This is a genomic window from Rhizobium sp. 9140 (genome assembly GCF_900067135.1).
In the GTDB taxonomy this organism is placed as follows: Bacteria; Pseudomonadota; Alphaproteobacteria; order Rhizobiales; family Rhizobiaceae; genus Ferranicluibacter.
In genome coordinates this window covers 1,161,221-1,179,295 of sequence record NZ_FJUR01000001.1, presented here as the reverse complement: position 1 = coordinate 1,179,295, position 18,075 = coordinate 1,161,221, and the positions used below count along the sequence as shown (strand labels likewise).

The window sequence follows — 18,075 nt, the reverse complement described above, 5'->3', positions numbered from 1 at the left end:
AGTGCCGCATGAACCGCGCCCAAAAGGGGTTCCAAGCGTGGATCGTGAGGCCTTATGCCGTTTTTTCCGGATGGAGATGCGGCGCGAGCGGCCGTAGTCTGCGCTTCGTGTTCAACAAGACGCATCTCCCTGTTTCCACACCTGAAAAGGCCTCCCAATGAGCCAGACGTCGCAGAAATCCCCCCTCGACACCATGCCGCGTCCTTTCGAGGCCTTCGCACCGCCGCTCAACGCTCCGACACCGCTTCGGGCCGCCGTCACGCGTGCCTATCGCCAGCCGGAGACGACGTGCGTCGCCGCCCTTCTGGAACAGGCGACGCTGCCCGAGGACCTGCGCATGCGGGCTGCAAAGACTGCGCGGGGGCTCATCACCGCGCTGCGTGCCAAGCACAAGGGCTCCGGCGTCGAGGGGCTGGTGCACGAATACTCGCTGTCGAGCCAGGAGGGCGTGGCGCTGATGTGCCTTGCCGAAGCCCTGCTGCGCATTCCCGACATGGCGACGCGCGATGCGCTGATCCGCGACAAGATTGCGACAGGCGACTGGCGCTCGCATGTCGGCGGCGGGCGCTCGCTCTTCGTCAATGCTGCCACCTGGGGGCTCGTGGTCACCGGCAAACTGACATCGACCGTCAACGATCGCGGGCTTTCAGCAGCGCTCACGCGCCTCATCGCGCGGGCCGGCGAGCCGGTCATTCGCCGCGGCGTCGATATGGCCATGCGGATGATGGGGGAGCAGTTCGTCACCGGCGAAACCATCGAGGAAGCGCTGAAGCGCGCCCGCCCGCTGGAAGCCCGCGGCTTTCGCTATTCCTACGACATGCTCGGCGAGGCCGCGACGACAGCGGCCGACGCCAAGCGCTATTATGTGGACTACGAGAACGCGATCCACGCCATCGGCAAGGCTGCCGCCGGCCGGGGGATCTATGAGGGTCCCGGCATTTCGATCAAGCTCTCGGCGCTGCATCCCCGCTATGTCAGGGCGCAGGCGGCGCGCGTGATGGACGAACTGCTGCCGCGCGTGAAGGCGCTGGCGCTGATCGCGAAACGCTATGACATCGGACTGAACATCGACGCCGAGGAAGCCGACCGGCTGGAATTGTCGCTCGACCTTCTCGAAGCCCTGCGGCTCGACCCGGAGCTTTCCGGCTGGCATGGCGTCGGCTTCGTCGTCCAGGCCTATGGCAAGCGCTGCCCGATGGTGCTCGACGTCGTCATCGACCTTGCCCGCCGCTCCGGCCACCGTATGATGGTCCGCCTCGTCAAGGGCGCCTACTGGGATGCCGAAATCAAGCGGGCGCAGGTGGACGGGCTCGAGGACTTCCCGGTCTTCACGCGCAAGATCCATACCGACGTTTCCTACATCGCCTGCGCGCGCAAGCTGCTGGCGGCAAAGGACCTGATCTTTCCGCAGTTCGCCACGCACAACGCACAGAGCCTTGCGACCATCCACGCCATGGCCGGTCCGGATTTTGCCATCGGCGACTATGAGTTCCAGTGCCTGCACGGCATGGGCGAGCCGCTCTATGACGAGGTCGTCGGTGCCGACAAGCTCGACCGGCCGTGCCGCATCTATGCGCCCGTGGGCACGCACGAAACCCTGCTCGCCTATCTCGTGCGCCGCCTGCTGGAGAATGGCGCCAACTCGTCCTTCGTCAACCGTATCGCAGATCCCTCTGTCTCCGTGGACGAACTGATCGCCGATCCGGTGGAGATCGTGCGCGGCATGCCCTCCCCCGGCGCCTCGCACGACAAGATCCGCCTGCCCGCAGCGCTCTATCCCGGCCGCAGCAATTCGGAAGGCCTCGACCTCTCCTCGGAAACGACACTTGCGATGCTGTCGGAAACCTTCGCGAAGGGCGCGACCGCCGACTGGACCGCCGCACCCATGCTCGCGGGCGACGCGCCGGCCGGTCAGGGACGGCCCGTCGAGAACCCCGGCGACCGGCGCGACCGTGTCGGCACCGTTATCGAGGCTTCGGACGCCGACGCGGTGCGGGCAGTCGCGCTTGCCGCCGATGCCAGCGCCCGGTGGGCCGCAACGGTTCCGGCCGAGCGTGCCGCCTGTCTGTCGCGTGCCGCGGACCTGATGCAGGCGCGCATGCCCCACCTCCTCGGTCTCATCATCCGCGAAGCCGGCAAGTCGGCGCCGAACGCGATTGCCGAAGTGCGCGAGGCGATCGACTTCCTGCGCTATTATGCCGAGCAGGCCGGCCGGACGCTCGGTCCGGCGCATGGGGCTCTTGGCCCGATCGTCTGCATCAGCCCGTGGAATTTTCCGCTGGCCATCTTCACCGGGCAGATCGCCGCAGCACTCGTTGCCGGCAATCCGGTGCTCGCCAAGCCCGCCGAGGAAACGCCGCTGATCGCCGCCGAAGGCGTGCGCCTGCTGCATGAAGCCGGCGTCCCGAGAGATGTCCTTCAGTTCCTGCCCGGCGACGGGCGCGTGGGCGCAGCCCTCGTCGGAGCGGAAGGCGTTGCCGGGGTGATGTTCACCGGATCGACGGAGGTCGCACGGCTCATCCAAGCCCAGCTTGCAGGTCGGCTCTCGCCGGAGGGCAAGCCGATCCCCCTGATCGCCGAGACCGGCGGCCAGAACGCCATGATCGTCGACAGCTCGGCGCTTGCCGAACAGGTGGTGGCCGACGTCATTGCGTCCGCCTTCGACAGCGCCGGACAGCGCTGCTCTGCTTTGCGCGTCCTCTGCCTCCAGACGGATGTGGCCGACCGCGTGCTAACCATGCTGAAGGGCGCTCTGCACGAGCTCGATATCGGCCGCACCGACCGACTGTCCGTCGATGTCGGACCGGTGATTTCATCTGACGCGAAGGAGACGATCGACAGGCATATCGCCGCGATGCGGAACATCGGGGCGCGCGTCGAGCAGATCGCCATGCCGGAGGCAACCGCAAACGGCACCTTCGTCGCGCCGACGATCATCGAAATCGCGAAGCTCTCGGACCTTTCCCGCGAGGTGTTCGGGCCGGTGCTCCATGTCCTGCGCTACGAGCGGGACGATCTCGACCGGCTGATCGACGATATCAACGCCACCGGCTACGGCCTGACCTTCGGCCTACACACGCGCCTCGACGAGACCATCGCGCATGTGACGAGCCGAGTGAAGGCGGGCAATCTCTACGTCAACCGCAACATCATCGGCGCAGTCGTGGGCGTGCAGCCCTTTGGCGGGCGCGGACTTTCCGGTACAGGGCCGAAGGCCGGCGGTCCGCTCTATCTCGGACGCCTCGTCCGCGTGGCACCGGTTCCGCCGCAGGTCAGCTCCGTCCACACCGATCCGGCCCTGCACGATTTCGCCAAATGGCTCGATGGACGCGGTCTGAAGGCTGAGGCGTCCGCTGCCCGCGATACCGGCAGCCTGTCCCCTCTCGGCCTCGTCAGCGAGATGCCAGGCCCGGTCGGCGAGCGCAACCTCTATGCGCTGCATCCGCGCGGGCAGATCCTTCTGGTGCCGCAGACGCTGGATGGCCTGATCCGTCAGATCGCGGCCATGCTGGCAACCGGCAACACGGGCATTATCGATGCCGCTTGCGAGCTCGAAGGCGACCTCACTGCCTTGCCGGCAAGCGTTACGGCGCGCCTGTCCTTTGCCCGCGACTGGGCTCTTAGAGGCCCTTTCTCGGGCGCGCTGGTCGAAGGGGATGCGGACCGGGTAAAGGCGGCAAACCGGGCCATCGCCGGCCTGCCGGGTCCGCTCGTTCTCGTGCAGGCGGCGACGACCGCAAGCCTTGCAACCAATCCGGATGCCTACTGCCTCAACTGGCTGCTGGAAGAGGTCTCTACCAGCGTCAACACGGCTGCGGCCGGCGGCAATGCCAGCCTGATGTCGATCGGCTGACGAAGAGACCATCCACGAGCCGGGACGATCCTGCGTCGTTCCGGCTCTTCATCCTTGTCCTCGGACGGATTTCAACGCGGCGAAATTTGCCGTAAGAGACGGCATGCTCACGCTTGCCCGACCGTACAACTTCCCTCAGGAGATCAAGAAGAGCCGGTTTCTGGCGCATTGCGCGCCGGTGGCCGACGAGGCGGAGGCGCGCGCATTTCTCGCCGCGCAGTCGGACCCGACGGCCACGCACAATTGCTGGGCCTGGCGGATCGGGCAGATCTATCGCTTCAGCGACGATGGCGAACCGGGCGGCACGGCCGGCAAACCCATCCTTCAGGCGATCGACGGGCAAGGGCTCGATCATGTCGTCGTCCTTGTCGTCCGCTGGTTCGGCGGCATCCTGCTCGGCAGCGGCGGGCTGATGCGGGCCTATGGCGGCACGGCGGCCATGGCGCTGCACGCGGCGGAGCGCGTCGAGCATATCGCGATGGCGCGTGGCACCGTGCGCGTCGCATTCGCCGACCTCGCGCTGATCAAGGCCCGCCTGGCGAGTCTTGGGACCGTCTTCATCGACGAGACCTTCATCGCGACGGGTGCCGATCTGGTCATCGATGTGCCGGAGGGCGTGCGCGATCAGGCAAGGCTGCTGGCGAGCGACGTAACAAGCGGACGCTCCATGCTGCGCTTCGACGGCGATCTCCCAGTTTAGAATCCCGGCGGCGGCACCCTATCGACGTGTCGAACAAACGGCCTGCAAGATGGTTAGCCTAAACTGACATTCAGGAGGCCGCCATGAAAGATCCTTTCCACCTGACCCGCTTCATCGATGCACAGTCGCGCGTCTATCGTCAGGCGCTCAACGAACTGGCGGCTGGAGAGAAGCGGACGCACTGGATGTGGTTCGTCTTTCCGCAGATCGAGGGCCTGGGCTCTTCGCCAACGGCGCGGCACTTCGCCATCTCCGGGCTGGCGGAAGCGCAGGCGTATCTCGAGCATTCGCTGCTCGGCAGCCGACTGCTGGAGTGCATGACGACGGTGAACGGGCTCGACGATGCACTGACGGCACGCGCCATCTTTTCCAGCCCGGACGACCTGAAATTCCGCTCGTCCATGACGCTGTTCTCCCGCGCCACAATCGAGGCAGGTGGCGATGCAGCGCCGTTCGAGACGGCCTTGAAGCGATACTTCAGCGGCAAGCCGGATCAGCGCACCCTGGACCTGCTCAAGCCCGTAACTGTCCGTCCTGCCCGTCTGCATGCTTCGACGGGCGAACGATGAAACTGTTCTGGCCCCCACATTAAAGGAGATAAGCATGGAAAACTATATCTGGCTCTTCGCCACCGCTGGCGGCGCGGCCATTCTCGGCCTTGCGCTCGCCTACGGCCTCTCAAGCCAGCGCAAGCTGTCGCGAGCCGAAAAAGAGCGACAGGACGACAAGGTCGAAGATCTTTACGGCAAGCGCTAAACCCTTTGCGGTGGCCGTTTCATCATGATTTGCTTTGGGAGAAGAAGTGGCGCACCCGGAACGATTCGAACGTCCGACCCTCAGATTCGTAGTCTGATGCTCTATCCAGCTGAGCTACGGGTGCGTGCAACAGCGTCTGCTGTGTGCGTGGCGATCCTCTAAAGCCTGGGAGAAACGAATGCAAGCCAATTTCGGAATATTTCTGGAAATTTGCGTCGGCGATTCTCCATCTCATTGAAATTTTTATATTTTTCCATGACGAAGAGATGACGGTGAATCGCGGCCTCAGGTTCGTCCCTGCGAACGGAACGCATCGAGAGGCACCGGACGGTCGGGAAGCTCGATACGGAACAGGGTGCCGGGCGTCGCCTTTTCCACCAGCGCGATGGTGCCGCCATGCGCAAGCACCAGTTCGCGGGCAATGGCGAGGCCGAGGCCGGTGCCACCCGAGCGCGCGGAGCCCCTGAAGGGCGCAAACAGGTTCTCCCGCGCCTTCCTCGGCATGCCGGGACCGGTATCATCCACCGTGATGCTGACAACGCTGCCGGTGCGCATGGCGGAGACCGTGACGTTGCGCGCCGTGTTGCCGGGATCGTTCTCGTTGACCAGCGCCTGAACGGCATTGCGGCAGATGTTGTGCACAACACGGAAGAGTTGTTCCCCATCCGCATCGACCTCCAGTTCGTCGGGAACCGCAATGACGAATCCGATGCCCGACTTCGGATCGATGGCCAGGACTTCACCGACGTCCTCCACCAGCGGACGCAAAGAGAGAAAGCGGCGCCGCGGCTCCGGCTCGGTCGTGCGACCGTATTCCAGCACTTCGCTGGTGTACCCGACCGCGCGGTCGATGGTGCGCAGCAGCGTCGGGGCGAACCGCTTGACCACGGGATCGTCCACATCGGCCAACCGGTCGGATAGTAGCTGCGCGGAGGACAGGATATTGCGCATGTCGTGGTTGATCTTGGAAACCGCGAGGCCGAGATCGGCAAGGTTCTTCTGCTGCTTCAAGGTCTTTTGCAGCTGCGTTTGCATGGCGGCGAGATGCCGGCCGGCCATGGCGAGCTCGTCATAACCCGGCAAGGGCTCCATCACGCGACGGGGATCGGCGGGGTCGGCGGCAAAGTCCCGCATGCTCGCGGTCATGCGGCGGATGGGCGCGATCATCACGCGGTTGATGACGAGGAAGATCAGGGTTGCCGTGAACAGCGAGATGCCGATGGAGACCAGGAAGACGGAACGTGCATAGACGAGCATGGCCTTGCGCAGGCTGCGTTCGTCCATGACAAGTTCGATCAGCGTATCGCTTTCGCCGATAGGCCCGTAGAAGCGGATGGTGCGATCGCCGCCGAAGAGCAGGGTGTCGAAGGCATCGCGGATGGCACCGACGGCACTGGTATTGGCCACGTCGAACTTCGCATCCACTTCGGGCGGCATTTCGGTTGCGGCGATCAGACGAGATTCCTCGGCACGGCGCAGGGCAATGGCCTTGGTTCCCGTCGCCATCAGCGTATCCTCCCGCACAGGGCCGGATAGCTGCATGTTCTGAAGGCCATCCACCACGACGGCGGCGGCCGCCGCCGTGTTCAGCCTGTCCTGCATCCAGCGCAGCCGCATATTGGCGACGGACGGCACGAAGATCAGAATTTCGGCGATCATGACGAACAGGATCGTCAGCAGCAGAAGCTTGCCGGAAAGGCCGCGCAGGAACCCCGAGCGCAGCTGCGGCTCGTCCGGAGCCGTCTCGTTCATGGCATCCATCGGCATTCGGCGTTCCCATGGCGCCGACCTGCCGGACACAACCGGCCGCTCACCAGCGCATTACGCCAATTATAGGTCACGCGTTGCGAATGTCCAAGCCGCGGCCCTGAGGCTTCCCGATGCAGGGCCGGGCGGCTCAGAACTCCTCCCAGTTGTCTTGCGAGGCGGCAGGGGCTGGTGCGGCATGGGTGGCCGGGCCGGCGGAAAAGGCGCGAGCGACGGATCCCATCATCTTGCGGGCCGGCGATGCGACGGGACTGGCCGTGGCGGAGACGGGCCTGGGCGCGCCTGCACGTGGCGCGCCGGCTTTCAGGGGCGCCGGGCGGACCGGCAGGGCCGTGGTGCCTGGTCGCGTGTTCGAAGTGGCATAGGCGGCGGCAGGCCTGGACTGATCCAGCCGGAAATGGCCGATCATCTGCGCAAGGTTTTCCGCTTCCGTCGAGAGCCTGTGGGTGGCGGCGTTCGCCTCTTCCACCATGGCGGCGTTCTGCTGGGTCACCTTGTCCATCTGGTTGACGGCCGTGGAGACCTCGCCGAGGCCCGTGGCCTGCTCGCGTGCAGCCGTGGCGATCGAGTGGATGTGATCCGTGATCGAGAGGACCCGGCTTTCGATCTCGCCGAGAACCTGCCCCGTTTCCTGCACCAGCTGCACGCCGGTGGAGACTTCGGCACCGGATTTGGCGATGAGCACCTTGATGTCCTTGGCGGCGCGTGCCGCACGCTGGGCCAGCTCGCGCACTTCCTGGGCGACGACCGCAAACCCCTTGCCCGCCTCGCCTGCACGCGCAGCCTCGACGCCGGCATTGAGGGCCAGCAGGTTCGTCTGGAAAGCGATTTCGTCGATGACGTTGGTGATCTTGCCGATTTCGCTCGAAGCCTGCTCGATGCGACCCATGGCATCGACCGCGCTGCGCACGACGGTGCCGGACTGGGCAGCCGCTTCCTTGGCCTGCGTCACAATGACGGTGGCTTCCTGGGCACGCTCCGTCGATGTCTGCACGGCAACCGTGATCTGGCCGAGCGAGGCCGAGGTCTGCTCGAGAGATGCGGCCTGCTGTTCGGTGCGCTTGGCGAGGTCATCCGTGGCCGAGCGCAGTTCGCCCGAAGCGCCGGTGATCTCGAGCGTCGTCGAGCGGACTTCGCCGAGCGTCTTCTGAAGGACCGAAAGCGTCTCGTTCACATTGCGCTGGAGTTCGGCGAAGGCACCTTGGAAATCGCCGGTCATGGGCTGCGTCAGGTCGCCCCGGGCGAGGCTTGCAATGACGCGACCGGTCTCCCCGATGCCGCGATCGACGCCGGCCACCAGTTCGTTCACATTTCCGGCAAAACGATCGAGGCTCGGCTCGCCATAGGTCCGCGTGATGCGGCGGGAGAAGTCGCCGGCGGCGGCGGCCTCCACGACATGTGCCATGCTAACCTGCAAATCGGCGGTCTTTTCGCGCAGAACGCCGTCTTCGCTGCTCGTGCGGCGGGCGGCAAGACCATTGCTTCTGAAGACCTCTACGGCACGCGCCATCTCGCCGATCTCGTCGGACCGCTTGGCCTCGGGAAGATCGACGTCGAGATCGCCCCCGGCCAGTGCCGTCATCGACCGGGTGAGGTCGGAGATGGGCCGGCTGAGTTCGCGGCGGGCGATGGAGACGGCAACCAGCAGGCCCGCGGAGAGACCGATGAGAGCGGTCGCCGCGATCATGATGGTCATCTGCCATCCGATGCCGTCGATTTCGGTCTGGATCGCCGCGAGATCGGCCTTGTCCTTGGTCACGACGGCGTCGATCTCGGCCTGGAAGGCCTTGCGATTGGCGCGGTTCTGGTCGGTGTTGCCCTGCTCGTTGGCGGCTTTCAGGGAGACGGAGCGGGCGAGGCGCGCGGTTTCCGTGCGGAAAGTGCGGAATTCGGCGGCGCGGCCGACGACGGCATCGAACGCCGGCAGATCCGCCTGCGGCACCAGCGGGCGCCATTCGGCGGTGAGGACGTCGATCTTGTCAAGCGTCTTCAAAAGACCCTCGGCGAAGGGCTCGGCTTTTTCCAAGGTAGGCGCGGCGTAGATGCCGCGGGCGTCCATGACGACGGCGGTGACGAGGCGGTTGAGCTTCTCGCCATTATAGGCGCGCTCGGAAGCCCCCTTGTATGCGGCGAGCTGGCTGTCGTAGCGGGCGACGACGGCCAACGCCATCCCGGCCACGACGAGCGTGACCACGCTCATGACGATGACGATCAACGAAATCTTACCGCGTATGCGCATGGCCCGCGTTCCCTCCAACGGCTTCCCGGCAGGAGATTGTTCCCACCTCCCGCGCTCTGCCGGGCAAATTATCGGTAACTGGTTAATAACATTGTAGCGGACACCTGCCGATTCCCGGAACAGCCGTCGTTTCGCTCACGGTGGCGCTGGGCGCGATGAGGATTGGCGAGGACGCGTTTTCGCATGAAAAGCGCCCTGAAACCGGGCTGGCGATTGACTTTGACACTTTTATTCTTATAAGCCGCCGCACGTCTGGGAACTGAATGGCGGGCAAGCTCCGTGCTTGCCGGCTCTGCCGTGCCCGGACAGAAACGCTGCTTGCTTAAGGAAGCAAACCAAGAAGGGCCGCACACCGCGGTATTAAAATAAATGCCAAAGCGTACCTATCAACCCTCCAAGCTTGTTCGCAAGCGTCGCCACGGTTTCCGTGCACGTATTGCTACCAAGGGCGGCCGCAAGGTTATCGTTGCCCGTCGCGCCCGCGGCCGCAAGCGTCTTTCGGCCTAATGGCATACGGCGTCCGCGCCGTCGCCACAGCCGGCACTCCTGCCCTGCAGGAGGCTGCCGGTGACAAGAGATCCCAGACGCATGACGTCAGGTAATCCCAAACCAACTGTCGGGCGGCTGAAAAGCCGGCCGCAGTTTCTTGCCGTGCGTGCAGGCGAGAAGCGGAAGGGCTCCGTTTTCCTGCTCGAAGTGCTCGACAGACAAGCGGCGGACGAGCCCGCCCGCGTCGGTTTTACGGTGACAAAGAAGCATGGCAATGCGGTGGAACGGAACCGCATGCGCCGCCGCTTGCGCGAGGCCGTCAGGCTCCAAGCCGCGTTTGCAATGAAACCCGGCCACGATTATGTGATTGTCGCCCGCCGCGAGGTGCTTGGCGTCCCCTTCGACAGGCTGGCAAAAATGCTCGGTGCCCGAATCGAAGGGCCACTCGAAGGCAGGCAGAAACAGGCACGGCCGCCGGCCGGCTCCAGGAAAGAATGATGGACAAGAACCGCAACTATTTCATCGCGATCGGCCTGTCGGTGCTGATCCTCATCGCCTGGCAGTTTCTCTATATCAATCCGAAGATGGAGCGCGAGCGCATCGCGCAGGAAGCGGTGCAGGCCCAGCAGGCCCAGACACCGGCCAACACGACCGGCGGCTCCATCCCCGACGCCATTCCCGGCACTGCGACGACCGCCGTTCCCGGCGCCGTGCCGCAGGGTGCTGCGCGTGAGGAGGCCATCGCCCGCTCTGCCCGCGTCGTCATCGACACGCAGGCCCTCTCCGGCTCGATCAACCTCACCGGCGCCCGTCTCGACGACCTGAAGCTGCGCGAGTATCACGAGACCGTCGACGACAAGAGCCCGATCATCACGCTTTTCAGCCCGGCCGAAACGCCGGAAGGCTACTTTACCGAAATCGGCTATGTCGGCGATGCCTCGACCGGTGCGGTTCCCGGCCCGTCCACCGTCTGGACGGCGCCCGAGGGCGCGAAGCTGACGACCGCGACGCCGGTCACGCTGACCTTCACCAACGAAAAGGGCGTGGTCTTCACGCGCGTCATCTCGATCGACGAGCATTTCATGTTCAAGATCGACGACACGATCCAGAACGCGACCGGCGCACCGATCGCACTGTCCACCTATGGCCGCGTGACCCGCTTCAACAAGCCTGTCACGCCCAGCGTCTACGTTCTGCATGAAGGCTTTATCGGCGTCATCGGCGAGCATGGCCTTGAAGAGGTCAGCTACAGCAAGGTCGAGGACAATGCGCCGGCACAGCCCGGCAAGACGACCGGCGGCTGGCTCGGCATCACCGACAAGTATTGGGCGGCGACCATCGTCCCGCCGCAGGCGACGCCCTACGAGACGCGTTTCGCGCATTTCACGGACGGCCGCCCGCGCTACCAGGCCGATTACAAGCAGGATGCCATCACCGTGGCACCCGGCCAGACGACGACGCTCAACAACCTCGTCTTTGCCGGCGCCAAGCAGGTGCCGCTCGTCGATGGCTATGAGGCGAGCTACAATATTCCGAAGTTCGACCTCCTGATCGACTGGGGCTGGTTCTATTTCATCACCAAGCCGATGTTCAAGCTGATGGATTTCTTCTTCCGCTTCTTCGGCAATTTCGGCGTCGCCATCCTTCTCACCACCATCGTCGTCAAGGCGCTCTTCTTCCCGCTTGCCAGCAAGCAGTACGCCTCCATGGCGAACATGAAGAAGATCCAGCCGAAGATGGAGGAGATGAAGAAGAAATTCGGCGACGACCGGATGGGCATGCAGCAGGCCATGATGGCGCTGTACAAGGAAGAGAAGATCAACCCGATCGCGGGTTGCTGGCCGATCCTCCTGCAGATCCCGGTGTTCTTCGCGCTCTACAAGGTCATCTACGTCACCATCGAAATGCGGCATGCGCCGTTCTTCGGCTGGATCCAGGACCTGTCCGCGCCGGACCCGACCTCGCTGTTCAACCTGTTCGGCCTCCTGCCCTTCGCCGTTCCGCACGCTCTGATGATCGGCGTCTGGCCGCTGATCATGGGTGTCACCATGTTCCTGCAGATGCGCATGAACCCGACCCCGCCCGATCCGACACAGGCGATGCTCTTCACCTGGATGCCGGTGGTGTTCACCTTCATGCTGTCGAGCTTCCCGGCCGGTCTCGTGATCTACTGGGCCTGGAACAACACGCTTTCTGTGATCCAGCAGGCCTTCATCATGAAGCGCCATGGCGTCAAGGTTGAGCTGTTCGACAATATCAAGGGCCTGTTCTCGCGAAAACCGAAGCCCGCGGAATAGCGACCGACCTTCCCGCCCCGGGCCGCAAGCCCGGGGTTTTCTTTTTCAGCCCCTGAGGGACCTGCCGATGACCGACACCGCCCTGAACGACGAAAAGCCGATGTTCGGCAATCCCTGGATCTTCATTCGCGGCGTTCCCTCCATGGAGTTCCTGCCGCCCGAAGGGCCGACGGAGATCGCCTTCGCCGGACGCTCGAACGTCGGCAAGTCGTCGCTGATCAATGCGCTCGTGGGACAGAAGGGGCTGGCGCGCACGTCCAACACGCCCGGGCGGACGCAGGAGCTCAACTATTTCGTGCCGGACGGCTATTCGGGTGCTGCCGGCGACCTGCCGCCGATGGCGCTGATCGACATGCCGGGCTACGGCTATGCGCAGGCGCCGAAGGCGCATGTGGATGCCTGGACGAAGCTGGTGTTCGACTATCTGCGCGGCCGCGCCACGCTGAAGCGGGTCTATGTGCTGATCGACAGCCGCCACGGCATCAAGCCAAACGATGACGACGTGCTGTCGCTGCTCGACAAAGCCGCCGTATCCTATCAGGTGGTGCTGACGAAGACGGACAAGATCAAGGCGGGCGCCGTACCGCATCTGATGGCGGAGACGCTGGAAAAGATCCGCAAGCGCCCGGCCGCCTTCCCGGAGATCGTTGCGACATCGTCCGAAAAGGGCGAAGGCATCGAAGAACTGCGTTCGGCGATCCTCACCGCGATCCGGAACTGAGATTATTCGAACACACGGGCGCGGCGGCCTGCCGCGCCTCAGGCTTTGCCATCGGTTATCAGGCGGGTGCCGCACCCGGCACGAAGGTCATCGACAGGCCGTTGATGCAGTGACGCTTGCCGGTCGGCTTCGGGCCGTCGTCGAAGATGTGCCCGAGATGACCGCCGCAACGGCTGCAATGACATTCTGTCCGCACCATCAGGAACGACGTATCGGTGCGCGTCTCCACGGAATCGGGCAGCGCCTGCCAGAAGCTCGGCCAGCCCGTACCGCTATCGAATTTCATTTCCGAGGAATAGACCGGACGGGCGCAGCCGGCGCACTGGAAGGTGCCCTTGCGCTTCTCCTCGTTAAGCGCGCTCGTAAACGGGCGCTCGGTGTCTTCGTGCCGCAGGATCCGGTATTGCTCGTCGCCGAGCATCGCCTTCCATTCGGCATCCGTCTTCGTCACCGCGAATGTTTCGGCAGCGGCGAAGGGGGCAATCTGGTTTTTCAAAGCAAAAGCGGCAAGACCGGCCGTGCCGGTCAGGAGAAAGAAGCGGCGGCTGAGCATGGGACCTCCTTGCGGGCGATATGGAGCCCGCGCCGGTGTCTTACGCCTGTCCGGTCCGTTCAGAAAGAAGCCCACCGATCAAACCCCCGTGAGCATTGCGGCACTCGGATATACCAGATCAACGACCGGCGATGCCGCTGCTGAGGATTTTGCCCGTCGGGGCGCCGGTCGGCGAACCGCCTGCCGGCTCGAGGCTGACCGTGATCGGAGCGCCTTCGCGCAGGCGGGTCCGCACCGCCTTGGGCACGACGATCTCGCCATGGCTGCTTGCGTTGACGACGCCGAGCGACACGGGGGCGGCACCCTCCGGCGTCAGCCAGACTTCGAGCGACTTCGCATCCGCCACGCCCGGTGCGCTGGCAGCGGCTGCGACGGGGGCGATCCGGAGACGACCGCTGTCGTTATCGTAACGTGCCGTCAGCGCCAGATCAGACCCGGCGAGATTAAGGCTGGTCGTCAGGCCACGCGTCGGCGAGGCTTTGAGGAGGCCGGACTGGGAGATGCCCATTGCGAGGAGGCCGATGGTCGCGATGCAGGCAACGCCGCGCCAGAAGGCAGCGGAGTTCCAGATGGCGACGTTGAACACCGGCACGCGTTCGCGCTGCGGACGCGCCCGCGCAACCATCGGCTCGGCGAAGGGAGATGCACGGCGCGGAGCACGGCGGGTGGGTCGCGGCGTCTGGTCAACGGTGAGCATGTTGCTGCGCCAGTGATCGACCATGGCTGCGAAGTTGCGGTCGAGCGTCATGCGCGCCTCGACCTTCTGTCGGTCTTCCGGGGAGAGAACGCCGAGGACGTATTCTCCGGCAATAACCTGATCGAGGCGGGAATCGCCACTCTTCGCGTTTTCTGTCGTCATGATGTCAATGTGCTCGCCTAGAACCGCGGCCATGCCAAGCGGATGATGGACGAGATCATACGCATGGTTCGGCGCATTTTCCACGGCTTTTACGCCGCAAGCCTCATGTTCGGCCGAAGGCGGCGCGAAGCGCTGTCATTTCCAGCTGTCATCATGCCGTTATATTCCCTTCCGATCATTCCCCCGAGAAAAAACTTGCGCTAAACAGCATCCGCATCGATCCCGAAGGTTTCCGACATGTCCCCATCCGAAAGCGAAATCCAGGCCCGTCTTCTCGCGCAGGCCCTGCCCTATATGCAGCGTTACGAGAACAAGACGATCGTCGTAAAATATGGCGGGCATGCCATGGGCGATCCGGAGCTTGGCAAGGCGTTCGCCGCCGATATCGCGCTCCTCAAGCAGTCCGGCGTCAACCCGATCGTCGTGCACGGCGGCGGCCCGCAGATCGGCGCGATGCTGACCAAGATGGGCATCGAATCGAAATTCGAGGGCGGCCTGCGCGTCACCGACGCGAAGACCGTCGAGATCGTCGAGATGGTTCTGGCCGGCTCGATCAACAAGGAGATCGTGGCGCTCATCAACCAGACCGGCGAATGGGCGATCGGCCTTTGCGGCAAGGACGGCAACATGGTCTTTGCCGAAAAGGCCCGCAAAACCGTTATCGATCCCGACAGCAATATCGAGCGCGTGCTCGACCTCGGCTTCGTCGGCGAGGTGATCGAGGTGGATCGCACGCTTCTCGATCTCCTGGCGAAGTCGGAAATGATTCCCGTCATCGCACCGGTCGCCCCCGGCCGCGACGGCGCGACCTACAACATCAATGCCGATACCTTCGCAGGCGCCATTGCTGGCGCGCTCAATGCCACGCGCCTCCTGTTCCTCACCGACGTTCCCGGCGTGCTCGACAAGAACAAGGAACTCATCAAGGAACTCTCCGTCGCGGAAGCCCTGGCGCTGATTGCAGACGGTACGATTTCCGGCGGCATGATTCCCAAGGTCGAAACCTGCATCGAGGCCATCAAGGCCGGCGTTCAGGGCGTCGTCATCCTCAACGGCAAGACGGCCCATTCGGTGCTGCTCGAGATCTTCACGGAGCACGGTGCGGGAACGCTGATCGTTCCGTAAGCGGTCAGTCCGCACCGGTAGCGAGGTGGTCGACATCGCCGAGCGACACGACCGCCCGGCTCTGCCACAGGTCATCCTGCTCGAGATGGGTGATGCTGCCCGACGCAACCTTGAAGGCGACCCAGCCTGCCGCGTGAATCGGCATGCCGATCCACTTCGCCACGACGAAGGTCGAGGCGAAGCCGTGGGTGACGACGATCTGGCAGTCGCAGGGGCGGGCCATGATTGCATCCATCGCCCCATAGATCCGGGTCGCCAGTTCCCGTCGGGTCTCGCCGCCGGTCAGGCTGTTGCGATAGTCGAGGCGGTCATCGTCCGGAATCGATTCGTGCCTGAGGTCGAGCCATTCCTGCGGCCGCCCTTCGGCTGCACCATAGCTGATTTCCCGCAGGTCCCGGTTGACGGTGATCCCCGTTCGGAACAGATCGGCGATCGTATCGGCCGTCTCAGACGCGCGCAGCAGATCGGAACTGACGATCTCGACCGGCCGGTTGCCGATCCGCGCGAGGAGCGCCTGCGCGATGGCACCAGCCTGCGCCTGCCCCCGTTTCGTCAAACCGGTATCGAACCATCCGCCGACGCGCTTTTCGACATGGTGCGCGGATTCTGGATGCGTAACGACGAATATGGTTCTCATGGCTGTTCCCTTATCGCAGCGCACTTATAGTTTGTCAGCTTACCTAGCATCTTTCCCCGCCGCTCTTCTCTGGCGTCCGACTTCGCATTCTTGGAACAGACCCTCATGACCTCCATCGACCGACTGCCGACCATCGACGATTTCGCCCATGTCACCGAATGGGTGTTCGACATGGACAACACGCTCTACCCGCATCGCGTCAACCTGTTCTCGCAGATCGACCGCAACATGACGGCCTTCGTGGCCGACCTGCTGCAGATGGAGCCCGTCGAAGCCAAGCTGCTGCAGAAGCAGTATTACCGCGACCACGGCACGACGCTGAAGGGCCTGATGGTCAATCACGGTATCGACCCAAACGAATTCCTCCAGAAGGCGCATGCGATCGACTACAACGTCATCCCGCCCGATCCAGCGTTGGGCGATGCGATCAAGGCGTTGCCGGGTCGCAAGTTCATTTTTACCAATGGCACAGTGGTGCATGCGCAGATGGCGGCGCAAGCGCTCGGCATTCTCGATCATTTCGATGATATCTTCGACATCGTCGCGGCCGACTACGTACCAAAGCCGGCGGGTGCGACCTATGACAAGTTCGCGAGCCTCAATCGCGTCGATACCCGCCATGCCGCCATGTTCGAGGACCTGCCGCGCAACCTGACGGTGCCCAAGGCGCTCGGCATGAAGACTGTTCTGCTGGTGCCTCAGAATTTCGAGTACGAATTCGCGGAGGCATGGGAACAGAGCGAAGACGGAAACGCGGATATCGACTTCGTGACGGAAGACCTTGCCGGCTTCCTGCAGCGGCTCGTGCGCTCCGCTTAAGCCAGCGCCCAGCCTTTATTACCGAAGTTTAACTGGTGCCTGGCGGCGTCTCCTCTATCTTTATGCCCAGGGACGAACATGCTGCGGTCAGCCCTGCGATAAAGCGGCACCGCATCCCCCAAGCTCAGCACGCGGCCACATCCTGCCTTTCGGGACGATGGCGCATGCTTCTAGACAAGGACGACTTATGACCAAGAAAACCCTCATCCTCGGCCTTTCCGCCGTCGCCATCGCCGCCTCGGCCTTGGCAACACCGTCCTTCGCTGCCAAGCACAACGGCCCGACGCGCGAGCAGCGCGCCGAGTGGATGATCAAGCAGCTGGATACGGACAAGGACGGCAAGGTTTCGCGCGTCGAGGCCGATGCCGCGGCATCGCGCGCTTTCGCAGCCTTCGACGCAGACGAGAACGGGCAGGTAACGCCGGACGAAGTCAAGGCCAAGCGCGAGGCATTCAAGGCAGCGCGTGCCGAGATGCGCAAGGCGGACAAGGGTCCCGAGCGTCAGGAAGCTCGCGCCAAGCTTCAGGAACTGCGCCCGACCATGATCCCCGCGATGGGTCCGCGCCTTCTCAAGCAGGCCGATACCGACAAGAACGGCTCGCTCTCGCTGGCCGAGGTTACGGCAGCTGCCGGCGAACGCTTCCAGAAGCGGGACGCGAACGGCGATGGCTTCATCGATGCGGCCGATCTGACCCGGAAGATCTGATCCCGGAAACGACGTCTGCACGTCACATGGAAATGCCCCGGAGACGGGGCATTTTTTCGTTTCGACAGGACCTTGCTCTTCACGCTTTCAGCGTGACTTCGCCTTCGTCCTCGCCGTCCCAATAGTGCGCGCGCTCGGCAACGACCTTGATCATCACGAGACCTTCGGTGTCGATGCCGTCGGCAAACCACTTGTCGATATCGGCGGACCAGTGTTCCCTGAAGGCGGCCTTGTCACGGATGAGGTCGGCCCTGCCTTCGACGGCCACCAGAAAGGCCTTGGCACCCTGAAAAGCGAGAGCGACCTTGGGGTCGGCTTTGATGTCGTCCACCATGCGGGTATCGTCGAGCGTGAAGTAGTAGGAGCTGCCGTCGTAATCGACGTCGCGGTTGTTGCTCATCGGACGGCCGGCAATCGCGCCGCCATCGGTGTGCGTCGAGAGCATGCAGATATCGATCTCGCGCATCTTTTCTGCGAGATCGGCAAGGGTCTTGTTGGTCATGGCTTCAGTCTCCTCTTCGTGACCGAGGAGAACGCAGGCCGGACCAACTTGT

At 63.8% G+C, this 18,075-nt stretch carries 17 protein-coding genes and 1 tRNA gene; 11 read left to right on the top strand and 7 right to left on the bottom strand.

Annotated features, from left to right (window positions below):
• The first annotated feature begins 157 nt into the window (after positions 1–157).
• The 4 genes from putA (at position 158) to GA0004734_RS25870 (ending at position 5,309) form a co-directional block, all read left to right on the top strand.
• Complete coding sequence (putA, locus tag GA0004734_RS05470; protein ID WP_092931882.1) at positions 158–3,853, top strand: trifunctional transcriptional regulator/proline dehydrogenase/L-glutamate gamma-semialdehyde dehydrogenase; 3,696 nt, start codon at positions 158–160, stop codon at positions 3,851–3,853.
• 103 nt (positions 3,854–3,956) lie between these two features.
• The gene (locus GA0004734_RS05465; RefSeq protein ID WP_092931880.1) at positions 3,957–4,553 is read left to right on the top strand and encodes an IMPACT family protein; all 597 of its coding nucleotides are present in this window, start codon (positions 3,957–3,959) and stop codon (positions 4,551–4,553) included.
• A gap of 83 nt (positions 4,554–4,636) precedes the next feature.
• On the top strand, positions 4,637–5,122 hold the full coding sequence (locus GA0004734_RS05460) for a DUF1810 domain-containing protein (RefSeq protein WP_092931878.1): 486 nt from the start codon (positions 4,637–4,639) through the stop codon (positions 5,120–5,122).
• A 34-nt stretch (positions 5,123–5,156) separates the two neighbouring features.
• Complete coding sequence (locus GA0004734_RS25870; protein WP_092931876.1) at positions 5,157–5,309, top strand: hypothetical protein; 153 nt, start codon at positions 5,157–5,159, stop codon at positions 5,307–5,309.
• A 47-nt stretch (positions 5,310–5,356) separates the two neighbouring features.
• Here GA0004734_RS25870 and GA0004734_RS05455 read toward each other — a convergent pair.
• The 3 genes from GA0004734_RS05455 to GA0004734_RS05445 all read right to left on the bottom strand — a co-directional run bounded on the left by GA0004734_RS05455 (position 5,357) and on the right by GA0004734_RS05445 (position 9,315).
• Positions 5,357–5,433 (bottom strand) — tRNA-Arg (locus GA0004734_RS05455).
• A gap of 161 nt (positions 5,434–5,594) precedes the next feature.
• Positions 5,595–7,070: a sensor histidine kinase gene (locus tag GA0004734_RS05450; RefSeq protein WP_245292483.1), complete on the bottom strand. Its 1,476-nt coding sequence runs from the start codon at positions 7,068–7,070 to the stop codon at positions 5,595–5,597.
• A 136-nt stretch (positions 7,071–7,206) separates the two neighbouring features.
• Positions 7,207–9,315: a methyl-accepting chemotaxis protein gene (locus tag GA0004734_RS05445; RefSeq protein WP_092931872.1), complete on the bottom strand. Its 2,109-nt coding sequence runs from the start codon at positions 9,313–9,315 to the stop codon at positions 7,207–7,209.
• A gap of 369 nt (positions 9,316–9,684) precedes the next feature.
• On the opposite strand from GA0004734_RS05445, the gene rpmH reads away from it, so the two are divergent.
• The 4 genes from rpmH (at position 9,685) to yihA (ending at position 12,822) form a co-directional block, all read left to right on the top strand.
• Positions 9,685–9,822: a 50S ribosomal protein L34 gene (rpmH, locus tag GA0004734_RS05440; protein WP_092931870.1), complete on the top strand. Its 138-nt coding sequence runs from the start codon at positions 9,685–9,687 to the stop codon at positions 9,820–9,822.
• An 81-nt stretch (positions 9,823–9,903) separates the two neighbouring features.
• Positions 9,904–10,302: a ribonuclease P protein component gene (gene rnpA, locus GA0004734_RS05435; RefSeq protein ID WP_092931868.1), complete on the top strand. Its 399-nt coding sequence runs from the start codon at positions 9,904–9,906 to the stop codon at positions 10,300–10,302.
• Complete coding sequence (gene yidC / locus GA0004734_RS05430; protein WP_175386458.1) at positions 10,302–12,101, top strand: membrane protein insertase YidC; 1,800 nt, start codon at positions 10,302–10,304, stop codon at positions 12,099–12,101. The genes rnpA and yidC overlap by 1 nt, the downstream gene beginning before the upstream one ends.
• Before the next feature lie 67 nt (positions 12,102–12,168).
• Complete coding sequence (gene yihA, locus GA0004734_RS05425) at positions 12,169–12,822, top strand: ribosome biogenesis GTP-binding protein YihA/YsxC (RefSeq protein ID WP_092931864.1); 654 nt, start codon at positions 12,169–12,171, stop codon at positions 12,820–12,822.
• Between the two features lie 58 nt (positions 12,823–12,880).
• Here yihA and msrB read toward each other — a convergent pair whose 3' ends face one another.
• Positions 12,881–13,375: a peptide-methionine (R)-S-oxide reductase MsrB gene (gene msrB / locus GA0004734_RS05420; RefSeq protein WP_092931862.1), complete on the bottom strand. Its 495-nt coding sequence runs from the start codon at positions 13,373–13,375 to the stop codon at positions 12,881–12,883.
• 118 nt (positions 13,376–13,493) lie between these two features.
• Positions 13,494–14,234: an anti-sigma factor gene (locus tag GA0004734_RS05415; RefSeq protein ID WP_175386224.1), complete on the bottom strand. Its 741-nt coding sequence runs from the start codon at positions 14,232–14,234 to the stop codon at positions 13,494–13,496.
• Positions 14,235–14,471: 237 nt separating this feature from the next.
• Between GA0004734_RS05415 and argB the strand changes: the two genes are divergently transcribed.
• Positions 14,472–15,359 carry an acetylglutamate kinase gene (argB, locus tag GA0004734_RS05410; protein ID WP_092931858.1) on the top strand — a complete coding sequence of 296 codons (888 nt, stop codon included), beginning with the start codon at positions 14,472–14,474 and terminating at the stop codon, positions 15,357–15,359.
• A 4-nt stretch (positions 15,360–15,363) separates the two neighbouring features.
• On the opposite strand, the gene GA0004734_RS05405 is transcribed toward argB, so the two are convergent.
• Positions 15,364–15,996, bottom strand: coding sequence for a histidine phosphatase family protein (locus GA0004734_RS05405; protein WP_092931856.1), 633 nt, complete (start codon positions 15,994–15,996; stop codon positions 15,364–15,366).
• 105 nt (positions 15,997–16,101) lie between these two features.
• Between GA0004734_RS05405 and GA0004734_RS05400 the strand changes: the two genes are divergently transcribed.
• Both GA0004734_RS05400 and GA0004734_RS05395 read left to right on the top strand, forming a co-directional pair.
• Positions 16,102–16,815: a pyrimidine 5'-nucleotidase gene (locus tag GA0004734_RS05400; RefSeq protein ID WP_092931854.1), complete on the top strand. Its 714-nt coding sequence runs from the start codon at positions 16,102–16,104 to the stop codon at positions 16,813–16,815.
• Between the two features lie 187 nt (positions 16,816–17,002).
• Positions 17,003–17,521 (top strand): EF-hand domain-containing protein, encoded by a 519-nt coding sequence (locus GA0004734_RS05395; RefSeq protein ID WP_092931852.1) that lies wholly within the window; start codon positions 17,003–17,005, stop codon positions 17,519–17,521.
• Between the two features lie 79 nt (positions 17,522–17,600).
• Here GA0004734_RS05395 and GA0004734_RS05390 read toward each other — a convergent pair whose 3' ends face one another.
• The gene (locus GA0004734_RS05390; RefSeq protein WP_092931850.1) at positions 17,601–18,023 is read right to left on the bottom strand and encodes a pyridoxamine 5'-phosphate oxidase family protein; all 423 of its coding nucleotides are present in this window, start codon (positions 18,021–18,023) and stop codon (positions 17,601–17,603) included.
• Positions 18,024–18,075: the final 52 nt, after the last annotated feature.

What these genes read in the sequence shown, in the direction of transcription:
- putA (WP_092931882.1), top strand. Translation starts at nt 158, where the DNA reads ATGAGCCAGACGTCGCAGAAATCCCCCCTCGACACCATGCCGCGTCCT.
- GA0004734_RS05465 (WP_092931880.1), top strand. Translation starts at nt 3,957, where the DNA reads ATGCTCACGCTTGCCCGACCGTACAACTTCCCTCAGGAGATCAAGAAG.
- GA0004734_RS05460 (WP_092931878.1), top strand. Translation starts at nt 4,637, where the DNA reads ATGAAAGATCCTTTCCACCTGACCCGCTTCATCGATGCACAGTCGCGC.
- GA0004734_RS25870 (WP_092931876.1), top strand. Translation starts at nt 5,157, where the DNA reads ATGGAAAACTATATCTGGCTCTTCGCCACCGCTGGCGGCGCGGCCATT.
- GA0004734_RS05450 (WP_245292483.1), bottom strand. Translation starts at nt 7,070, where the DNA reads ATGGATGCCATGAACGAGACGGCTCCGGACGAGCCGCAGCTGCGCTCG.
- GA0004734_RS05445 (WP_092931872.1), bottom strand. Translation starts at nt 9,315, where the DNA reads ATGCGCATACGCGGTAAGATTTCGTTGATCGTCATCGTCATGAGCGTG.
- rpmH (WP_092931870.1), top strand. Translation starts at nt 9,685, where the DNA reads ATGCCAAAGCGTACCTATCAACCCTCCAAGCTTGTTCGCAAGCGTCGC.
- rnpA (WP_092931868.1), top strand. Translation starts at nt 9,904, where the DNA reads ATGACGTCAGGTAATCCCAAACCAACTGTCGGGCGGCTGAAAAGCCGG.
- yidC (WP_175386458.1), top strand. Translation starts at nt 10,302, where the DNA reads ATGGACAAGAACCGCAACTATTTCATCGCGATCGGCCTGTCGGTGCTG.
- yihA (WP_092931864.1), top strand. Translation starts at nt 12,169, where the DNA reads ATGACCGACACCGCCCTGAACGACGAAAAGCCGATGTTCGGCAATCCC.
- msrB (WP_092931862.1), bottom strand. Translation starts at nt 13,375, where the DNA reads ATGCTCAGCCGCCGCTTCTTTCTCCTGACCGGCACGGCCGGTCTTGCC.
- GA0004734_RS05415 (WP_175386224.1), bottom strand. Translation starts at nt 14,234, where the DNA reads ATGACGACAGAAAACGCGAAGAGTGGCGATTCCCGCCTCGATCAGGTT.
- argB (WP_092931858.1), top strand. Translation starts at nt 14,472, where the DNA reads ATGTCCCCATCCGAAAGCGAAATCCAGGCCCGTCTTCTCGCGCAGGCC.
- GA0004734_RS05405 (WP_092931856.1), bottom strand. Translation starts at nt 15,996, where the DNA reads ATGAGAACCATATTCGTCGTTACGCATCCAGAATCCGCGCACCATGTC.
- GA0004734_RS05400 (WP_092931854.1), top strand. Translation starts at nt 16,102, where the DNA reads ATGACCTCCATCGACCGACTGCCGACCATCGACGATTTCGCCCATGTC.
- GA0004734_RS05395 (WP_092931852.1), top strand. Translation starts at nt 17,003, where the DNA reads ATGACCAAGAAAACCCTCATCCTCGGCCTTTCCGCCGTCGCCATCGCC.
- GA0004734_RS05390 (WP_092931850.1), bottom strand. Translation starts at nt 18,023, where the DNA reads ATGACCAACAAGACCCTTGCCGATCTCGCAGAAAAGATGCGCGAGATC.